The organism is Bacillus sp. LR_5, assembly GCF_042709275.1.
Genome location: NZ_JAVAXX010000276.1, coordinates 1 through 8,442, shown reverse-complemented (window position 1 = coordinate 8,442; position 8,442 = coordinate 1). Strand labels below are relative to the sequence as shown.

Here is an 8,442-nt window from a genome sequence, read left to right as displayed (position 1 = left end):
GTCGCCAAAATCCAAAAGAGCGCAGGACTTTTTAGAGAAAATATTATAGAATATAGAAAAAAAGAAGAAGGCTGATCGCTTCTTCTTTTTTATTGAAGAAACAAATAGAAATGGAGTCCGACATGTTTAAAATTGGTTACCGCACAATAAAGACCGCGCTTGGAACAGCTTTGGCTATTTATATAAGCCAGTTATTGCATTTGCAAAACTTCGCATCAGCAGGAATCATCACCATTTTGTGCATACAAATCACACAAAAACGGTCGCTTCAGGCCTCATGGGCCCGCTTTGCGGCATGCTGTCTGGCAATTGTTTTTTCTTTTCTCTTTTTCGAGCTTATTGGCTACCACCCGTTTGTGATCGGAGCGCTTCTTTTGATATTCATTCCGATAACGGTTCTGTTAAAAATTAACGAGGGTATCGTCACCAGTTCCGTTATTATCCTTCATTTATACATGTCCGGCGGCATTACGCCTACTTTCATCTGGAATGAAGTTCAGCTGATTACGGTCGGCATCGGCGTCGCTCTATTGATGAACTTGTATATGCCGAGTCTTGATCGGAAGCTGATTGCTTACCGTAAAAAGATAGAGGATAACTTTGCTGTCATTTTTGCAGAAATCGAACGGTATTTGTTAACTGGTGAGCAAGATTGGTCTGGAAAAGAAATTCCGGAAACGCACCAGCTTATTACGGAGGCTAAAAACCTGGCATATCGAGATGTGCAAAACCACATTTTACGTTACGAAAATCTGCATTATCATTATTTTAAAATGAGAGAAAAGCAATTTGAAATTATTGAACGCCTTCTCCCTAAAGTGACATCGATCTCCATCACGGTAGATCAGGGAAAAATGATCGCTGAATTTATTCATGATTTGCGGGAGGCGATACACCCTGGGAATACAGCGTACAAATTTCTGAAAAGACTTGCTGACATGAGAAAAGAATTTGAGGAGATGCCGCTTCCGGCGACTAGAGAGGAATTTGAAGCAAGGGCCGCTCTCTTCCATCTTCTCGGCGAAATGGAACAATATTTAGTGATTAAAAGTTATTTTAAAGGAATAAAAGCGCAAAAATCACTCGGATGATTCGCATGAGCTCTTCCTTCATTGGTCAACCTAATGAAAAAGGAGGAGCTTATGCGTTTTTTCTTATGTTCGATTTTTATGATGATTTCACCGATTTGGCCGCTCGGCGAAAATCCGCTGCCGGGTGATCCATATGTTATTGTCAACAAGCGAACAAATGAACTTGCTGTTATCCTAGACAACAAAGTAGAAGGCGTGTTCAGTGTGGCGACTGGAAAAACAGATGATTTGACGCCTGAAGGAGAGTTTTCGGTAACGGTAAAAGCGGAAAATCCTTACTACAGAAAGAAAAATATTGAAGGGGGATCTCCTGACAACCCGCTTGGGGCCAGATGGATCGGATTTGACGCGAAAGGAACGGACGGGCGGATTTATGGAATTCATGGGACAAACCGAGAGGAATCAGTAGGAAAATTTGTGTCTAACGGCTGTATACGTATGCATAACGATGAGGTTGTTCATTTGTTTCAAACGATACCAGTAGGAACGAGAGTGCTGATCACGGACGACAACCGCTCTTTTGAGGAGATTGCCATCGAGCATAAAGCTCTGATAAAAAAGCAGGATATTCCCATTGAATAAGGCGCCTGCTTTTTTATCGTTATAGAAACATGACGATTCCTGAGAGTACAGTTGAAAGAATAAAAACTCCCAAAATCACGATCAAAACGCTTTTCATCAGTTTTTGAGACATGATTTTCACTCCTTAAACAATCTGTCTATATTTTAGCGTGTTTTGAATGGGCGGACAAGCGATATCTATTAGCGAAAGCAGGGATGAAAATGAACAGGCTTGATCATATCGGGATAGCCGTTTTTTCGATAAAAGATGCAAGAAGCTTTTATGAAAATGTATTGGGGCTTGCATTTCTTCATCAAGAAACGGTTGAAGAGCAAAAGGTGAATGTTGCTTTTTTTCAAGCTGGTAGCGTCAAACTTGAGCTGATAGAGCCGTTGACAGCTGACAGCCCCGTCCGTTTATTTTTGGAGAAGAAAGGGCAGGGACTGCATCATATTGCATTTTTGTGCAACGGCCTGTCTGAACAGCTTCAAGCATTGTCTGACCGGCATGTTCAATTGATTGACAGGTTTCCAAGACAGGGGGCAAACGGGAAAAAGATCGCGTTTATTTCCCCTCGGGAAACAAACGGTGTTCTTGTAGAGCTTTGTGAACCGAAAGGAGACCAACACAATGAGCATGGATGAGCACATGGATCATTTATACACGAAACGCAAGCAGGCAGAAGAAGGCGGAGGACGGGAAAAGCTGGCTCAGCAGCGGCAAAAGGGCAAGCTCACTGCTCGGGAAAGGATCATATTTCTTCTAGATCAGGACAGCTTTATCGAATTACACCCCTTCATGGAAAGTCAAGTGTTAACAAGAGAACAGCGCACGTTAGGGGATGGGGTCGTGACAGGGTACGGCACAATTGACGGTCGCTCAGTTTATGTATTTGCGCAAGACTTCACAGTGTACGGAGGGGCGCTTGGCGAAACCCATGCCAGGAAAATCTGCGCTTTGATGGATCTGGCAGCAAAAAATAAGGCGCCGATTATCGGGCTGAATGACTCAGGTGGTGCGAGAATTCAAGAGGGTGTGGTATCATTAGATGGATACGGTCACATATTTTACCGAAACGTCTTATATTCCGGAGTCATTCCGCAAATATCGGTTATTTTAGGGCCGTGCGCTGGAGGCGCTGTATATTCTCCGGCACTCACAGATTTTATATTTATGGCTGAACAGACTGGCCGGATGTTTATTACCGGCCCGAAGGTGATTGAAAAAGTGACAGGGGAACAGGTTGATGCGGAGAGCTTAGGCGGAGCGGGGATACATAATGCCGTCAGCGGAAACGCCCACTTTTCCGGGCATACGGAGAAGGAGGTTCTGACAGGCGTGAGAAAACTACTGTCTTATTTGCCGCTGAATGGCCGGACAACAGAGCCGAAGCCAGAGAAAGAGGCGTCCAGACCGTTATTAAACCGTCTTGTCCCTGCTGACACGACAAAGCCTTATGATGTTCGGAAGGTAATCAGGGAGCTGGCTGACCCGCAGTCTTTTTTTGAGATTCAGCCATTTTTTGCGAAGAACATTGTCATTGGGTTTGCAAGGCTGGGAGAAAAAGCAATCGGCATCGTGGCGAGCCAGCCGAAGCATCTGGCGGGAAGCCTGACGATTGACGCTGCTGATAAAGCAGCAAGGTTCATCCGTTTTTGTGACGCATTTGATATCCCGCTGTTGACTGTCGAAGATGTCCCGGGGTTTCTGCCGGGTATTCAGCAAGAGCACAACGGAATCATCAGGCATGGAGCAAAATTATTGTTTGCTTATGCTGAAGCGACTGTCCCAAAAGTCACACTCATCATTAGAAAAGCGTACGGCGGCGCCTATGTGGCCATGAACAGCAAAGCGATCGGAGCGGACCTTGTGTTTGCATGGCCGAATGCTGAAATCGCAGTGATGGGTCCAGAAGGTGCGGCATCGATTTTGTATGAAAAGGAAATCAAAGCTTCAGCTGACCCGCAAAAGACGAAACGCGAAAAAACTGCTGAATACAAAAAGCAAAACGCCGGCCCATACAAAGCGGCCGCTTGTGGAATGGTCGATGACATCATTTTGCCGGAAGAATCAAGGGGAAGACTGATTCAAGCTTTTCATATGCTTGCACATAAGACAGAAGAGAGACCGAAAAAAAAGCACGGTAACATACCGCTTTAATATGGAGGGACTTACAAATGGTGAATGAAAAACGCCTGCTGGAAGAATTTTTAGAGCTTGTCCAAATTGACTCAGAAACAAAGCACGAAGCTGAAATCTGCAAAGTGCTGAAACGAAAATTTTCTGATTTAGGTGTGGATGTTAAAGAAGACGATACAATGGATATCACGGGCCACGGAGCCGGTAACCTGATTTGCACGCTAAAAGGGACAAAACAAACAGATACGATCTATTTTACATCTCATATGGACACAGTTGTACCCGGAAACGGCGTAAAACCAGTTGTAGAGAACGGTTACGTCAAAACTGACGGCACGACGATTTTAGGCGCTGATGATAAAGCGGGACTGGCTGCAATGTTTGAAGCGATTAAGGTGCTGAAAGAAGAAAACATTGAACACGGCACGATTGAATTCATCATCACAGTAGGGGAAGAATCGGGTCTGATCGGAGCGAAGGCGCTTGACCGTTCTATGATCACTGCATCCTACGGCTATGCTCTTGATTCAGACGGAAAAGTCGGAAATATCATTGTGGCCGCGCCGACACAGGCGAAGGTAAGAGCGGCAATTTTCGGGAAAACCGCTCACGCCGGGGTTGAACCTGAAAAAGGCATTTCAGCGATTACAATCGCTAGCAAAGCCATTTCAAAAATGCCATTGGGCCGTATCGATGAAGAAACAACAGCTAATATCGGCCGGTTTGAAGGCGGCACACAAACAAACATTGTGTGCGACGAAGTTCATATTCTTGCTGAAGCGCGCTCTTTAGTTCCTGAGAAAATGGAAGCTCAGGTTCAAAAAATGAAAGCTGCTTTTGAAGAGGCAGCTGCTGATATGGGCGGACGCGCAGAAGTCGAAATTGAGGTTATGTATCCGGGCTTTAAATATCAAGACGGCGACCAAGTTGTTGAAATCGCGAAAAAAGCGGCTGCTAAAATCGGACGTCCAAGCGAGCTGCAAACGAGCGGCGGCGGAAGCGACGCGAACGTAATCGCTGGTCATGGCATCCCGACGGTCAATCTTGCTGTCGGTTATGAGCAAATCCATACAAAAAATGAAAAAATGCCGATCGAAGAGCTCGTTAAAACGGCAGAAATGGTTGTTGCCATTATTGAAGAGGCAGCAAAATAAAAAAAGAAAACCCGAGTGCCATTTCCCGCATCGGGTTTTTTTAGCTCCATTTTCTAAGCGGCCAAAATAACACATCCTGTTTTTTAGCGTAATGAAGCAAGGGGTCTGACTCCGGCAATGTAATACCGTGAGCATCAGTCACCGTATTGACTGAAATTTCCGCTTCGGCGTTTTGCAGCAGCCATGGATGATGATGGATGTCTTCGTAATAGAGTTTGCTCTGATTGGTAGTATAGAGTCTATACCGTTCTGTCAGCCAGTAATCGAGCGAATCCTTTTCTGCTGTAAAAGGCGCTGAAATGGGCCGGTATGCGGCGTGGAATGCTGCTTCTTTGTCATTTTTTCGCTTGCTGACATAGTCAATGGCATCACCGTTTTTTTCGGCTTTCATATCCGCGTAAAAATAAGGCAGATGAAAGAATGTGCGAGCGCCAAGGACCGCCAGACGATGATTGGCATCTAAGCTAAAAAAATAAATGCCGGGCTTGCCTTTATACGTGACATAGGTGCGGAGGTTAAGCTCAGGAAATGCACGCGCACCGGGAATGGCAGGAAGATAACGCGCCCTCAGGTTCGTGAGGATAAAGGGAAGCATGCTGATCCAAGCTTGCCCGTTATATGTATCTAATTCTAAAACGGACGGTACCAAAGCGCGAAGGATAGAAACATCAACAGGCCAGTGGGCAAATAAGACATCATTCCAGGTTTGTCTCATAATCCAGATTCCTTCAGGTACAGAAATATTTTTTTGCTGAAAGCGTTCCGTCAACGTACATGCTCCTTTCATATGGAGGTGAGTAAAGGTATTCCCGATTTCCTTCTTTTTAAACGGTACGGCTGTTTTTTAGGATAGCCATTTCTGCTTCAGCCATGATAAACAAGACTGTTTGGCGCGGTATGCTTTGCAAGTAACAAAAAAACAACCCCGGCTTTTCGCGCGGGGTTGCTTTTTTATTTCACCGACTCAGTAAGAGCGGCTGTTTTTTTACTTTTATGATGCGTCATCTGAAGGACGATGTTTTGCACTGTCAAAAACAGTCCGCTTGTAAACCAGTACAGCGGAAGGGCTGCCGGAACATTAAGCGAGAAAATCGTCATCATCACAGGGAAGATGAACACCATCAATTTTGCGGATTGCTGTGCCGCAGGGGTTTGCGGGACAGCGGAATATTTCGCGCTCAGTTTTTGAGCGACATAGGCCTGGATAAAGTACATTGCTCCCGCACTAAGAGACACGAGAATGTCAGATTGTCCTAAACTGAACCATAAAAACGAGTGTGACGCAATTTCAGGTGTAGAGCGAATCGCGTAATAAAACCCAATCACAATAGGAAACTGAATCAGCATTGGGAGGCATCCCATAGCAAGCGGATTGATGTTGTTCTCTTGATACAGCTTCATCATTTCCATTTGCAGTTCTTTTTGTTTTTCAGGGTCCTTCGTTTTTTTCAATTTGGCCTGAATGCTGTCAACCTGAGGTTTAATAACGGCCATTTTCTCTTGGAACACGCGCTGTTTTTTGAACTGATTAACAAACAAAGGCAGTACAACCATACGCACAATAATGGTTACGAGGATAATAGAGAGTCCGTATTCTCCGTGAAACAGCCCGGCAACACCCTTAAGCAGAGCGGAAAACGGTTCGATTAAATAATCGTGGAAAAAACCTACGTTGCTGAGGCCTCCCACCTGATTAGTCGCTGCAAATGCAGCATTGCCCGAGCATAATACGATCAAAAAGATACCCATAGCCAAAAGTTTTTGATATGTTTTTAACAATTTTGTTCTCCTCCTTTTTATAAATGCGGTTTATAAAAGAAGAGAACCGGCGTCTTCCTCATCGTTCACAGGCGAATTCATGCGGAAGACTTTACGTATCCAAGTTGTAATGCGATGATATATAATAATAAGAAAGTCTGTTCGGTTAATGTGAAAGACCGTCTGATGTTCATCTGTTCGTTTTGATTTCCATTGCTCGCCCGCACGGCACTCCCGTAAGAGAAATGCAATCCCGATTGCCGTTAGAGCAGGAAGAATAATTGTGAAAAAATCGACTAAGAATAAAACGTCATTTATCGATTCCACAAACATTGTCATCACATCCATTCAATAGCTTCATTTTACTATATGTACAAGCTGTTGTCTAATGACCGAAAAGGAGATTTGTTTATGCCGGGAAAGAGCCGAATTATTTTCCATATTGATATGAATAGCTTTTATGCGTCGGTTGAAATGGCATATGATCCGGCTCTCCGGGGAAAGCCGGTCGCAGTTGCCGGAAACGTAAAGGAGCGAAAGGGCATTGTGGTAACATGCAGCTACGAAGCAAGAGCGCGCGGCGTCAAAACAACGATGCCGGTTTGGCAAGCGAAGCGCCATTGTCCTGAGCTCATCGTTCTTCCGCCGAACTTTGACCGCTATAGAAACTCTTCCAGAGCAATGTTTACCATTCTCCGTGAATATACTGACCTGGTGGAGCCTGTCTCCATCGACGAAGGCTATATGGACATGACCGATACACCATACAGCAGCCGCGCGCTAGAGACGGCAAAAGAAATCCAAAGCAGGCTGCAAAAAGAGCTGCTGCTCCCGTCAAGCATAGGGATCGCGCCGAATAAATTTCTCGCTAAGATGGCGTCTGATATGAAAAAACCGCTTGGAATTACGATTTTAAGAAAGAGGCAAGTGCCTGATATCCTGTGGCCGCTTCCTGTTGGAGAGATGCACGGAGTCGGCAAAAAGACAGCGGAAAAACTGAAGGGACTTGGCATCCATACAATCGGAGAGCTAGCTGCAGCTGATGAACACTCCCTGAAACGCCTGCTTGGCATAAACGGTCCGCGCCTTAAAAATAAAGCAAATGGCATTCACCATGCGCCGGTTGACCCGGAGCGCATTTACGAATTTAAAAGCGTCGGCAACTCATCGACACTTTCCCATGATTCCAGTGATGAAGAAGAGCTGTTAGGCGTCTTTAGAAAGCTTGCTGCTTCTGTGAGTGCCCGTTTACAGCGCAAGGAAGTCATGGCTTCGAAGCTTTTTATTATGATTAGATATGCGGATTGGAAAACCATCACAAGAAGCACCACGCTGAGAAACCCGATTGATCAAAAAAATGACATTTTGAAAGAAGCGGAGCACCTCTTTTTTAAACATTGGAATAAAAATCCTGTCAGGCTGCTTGGCATTACCGGAACGGATTTAGTAGAAAAAGAGCAGGCCTATAAACAGCTCGATTTGTTCAGCTTTAATGAAGATGCGAAGGATGAGCCTATTCAGCAGATGATGGAAAAGCTGAATAAAAAGTACGGTACCAAACTGATCAGAAAAGGGGCAACGTTAAAAAAAGAGGAGAGCAAAACAAAGGGAACAAGCTTTAATAAAGATTTTTTTCAAGATGAAAAGAAAAGCTGAATCGCTTGAAAAAAAGGGTGAATGTATGGTAATTTCTTTATTATAAATATCATTTTATTTTAATTTAAATTTTAAAATGATT

10 protein-coding genes are annotated in these 8,442 nt (G+C 44.5%); 6 read left to right on the top strand and 4 right to left on the bottom strand.

The window, feature by feature from the left end; genetic code table 11:
- Positions 1-122 precede the first annotated feature (122 nt).
- Both RAC86_RS31485 and RAC86_RS31480 read left to right on the top strand, forming a co-directional pair.
- Positions 123-1,091, top strand: a complete 969-nt coding sequence (locus tag RAC86_RS31485; protein ID WP_377886416.1) for an aromatic acid exporter family protein — start codon at positions 123-125, stop codon at positions 1,089-1,091.
- Positions 1,092-1,142: 51 nt separating this feature from the next.
- The gene (locus tag RAC86_RS31480; RefSeq protein ID WP_377886415.1) at positions 1,143-1,673 is read left to right on the top strand and encodes a L,D-transpeptidase; all 531 of its coding nucleotides are present in this window, start codon (positions 1,143-1,145) and stop codon (positions 1,671-1,673) included.
- Between the two features lie 19 nt (positions 1,674-1,692).
- Here the strand turns inward: RAC86_RS31480 and prli42 are convergent, their stop codons facing one another.
- On the bottom strand, positions 1,693-1,785 hold the full coding sequence (gene prli42, locus RAC86_RS31475; RefSeq protein ID WP_003226489.1) for a stressosome-associated protein Prli42: 93 nt from the start codon (positions 1,783-1,785) through the stop codon (positions 1,693-1,695).
- Between the two features lie 89 nt (positions 1,786-1,874).
- Between prli42 and mce the strand changes: the two genes are divergently transcribed.
- Genes mce through RAC86_RS31460 form a run of 3 tightly spaced genes read left to right on the top strand, consistent with a single transcriptional unit; the run spans position 1,875 to position 4,946 of the window.
- A complete protein-coding gene (gene mce, locus RAC86_RS31470; RefSeq protein ID WP_106073542.1) occupies positions 1,875-2,297 on the top strand; it encodes a methylmalonyl-CoA epimerase in 423 nt (140 codons plus the stop codon).
- Positions 2,290-3,813, top strand: a complete 1,524-nt coding sequence (locus tag RAC86_RS31465; RefSeq protein WP_377886418.1) for an acyl-CoA carboxylase subunit beta — start codon at positions 2,290-2,292, stop codon at positions 3,811-3,813. The genes mce and RAC86_RS31465 overlap by 8 nt, the downstream gene beginning before the upstream one ends.
- A gap of 17 nt (positions 3,814-3,830) precedes the next feature.
- Positions 3,831-4,946: a tripeptidase T gene (locus RAC86_RS31460; protein WP_003230352.1), complete on the top strand. Its 1,116-nt coding sequence runs from the start codon at positions 3,831-3,833 to the stop codon at positions 4,944-4,946.
- A gap of 40 nt (positions 4,947-4,986) precedes the next feature.
- Here the strand turns inward: RAC86_RS31460 and RAC86_RS31455 are convergent, their stop codons facing one another.
- From RAC86_RS31455 to mifM, 3 genes are all read right to left on the bottom strand, one after another.
- Positions 4,987-5,715, bottom strand: coding sequence for a YqjF family protein (locus RAC86_RS31455; protein ID WP_377886413.1), 729 nt, complete (start codon positions 5,713-5,715; stop codon positions 4,987-4,989).
- A gap of 182 nt (positions 5,716-5,897) precedes the next feature.
- Positions 5,898-6,725, bottom strand: coding sequence for a membrane protein insertase YidC (locus tag RAC86_RS31450; protein WP_377886412.1), 828 nt, complete (start codon positions 6,723-6,725; stop codon positions 5,898-5,900).
- Between the two features lie 30 nt (positions 6,726-6,755).
- The gene (gene mifM / locus RAC86_RS31445) at positions 6,756-7,043 is read right to left on the bottom strand and encodes a membrane protein insertion/folding monitor MifM (RefSeq protein ID WP_010886563.1); all 288 of its coding nucleotides are present in this window, start codon (positions 7,041-7,043) and stop codon (positions 6,756-6,758) included.
- Between the two features lie 72 nt (positions 7,044-7,115).
- On the opposite strand from mifM, the gene RAC86_RS31440 reads away from it, so the two are divergent.
- Entirely contained in the window at positions 7,116-8,360 is a 1,245-nt protein-coding gene (locus RAC86_RS31440) for a DNA polymerase IV (RefSeq protein ID WP_129092509.1), read from the top strand.
- The last annotated feature ends 82 nt before the right edge of the window (positions 8,361-8,442 follow it).

Excerpts from the sequence above, each read along its gene's own strand:
- RAC86_RS31440 (WP_129092509.1), top strand. The coding sequence starts at position 7,116 with ATGCCGGGAAAGAGCCGAATTATTTTCCATATTGATATGAATAGCTTT.
- RAC86_RS31485 (WP_377886416.1), top strand. The coding sequence starts at position 123 with ATGTTTAAAATTGGTTACCGCACAATAAAGACCGCGCTTGGAACAGCT.
- mce (WP_106073542.1), top strand. The coding sequence starts at position 1,875 with ATGAACAGGCTTGATCATATCGGGATAGCCGTTTTTTCGATAAAAGAT.
- prli42 (WP_003226489.1), bottom strand. The coding sequence starts at position 1,785 with ATGTCTCAAAAACTGATGAAAAGCGTTTTGATCGTGATTTTGGGAGTT.
- RAC86_RS31460 (WP_003230352.1), top strand. The coding sequence starts at position 3,831 with ATGGTGAATGAAAAACGCCTGCTGGAAGAATTTTTAGAGCTTGTCCAA.
- RAC86_RS31480 (WP_377886415.1), top strand. The coding sequence starts at position 1,143 with ATGCGTTTTTTCTTATGTTCGATTTTTATGATGATTTCACCGATTTGG.
- RAC86_RS31465 (WP_377886418.1), top strand. The coding sequence starts at position 2,290 with ATGGATGAGCACATGGATCATTTATACACGAAACGCAAGCAGGCAGAA.
- mifM (WP_010886563.1), bottom strand. The coding sequence starts at position 7,043 with ATGACAATGTTTGTGGAATCGATAAATGACGTTTTATTCTTAGTCGAT.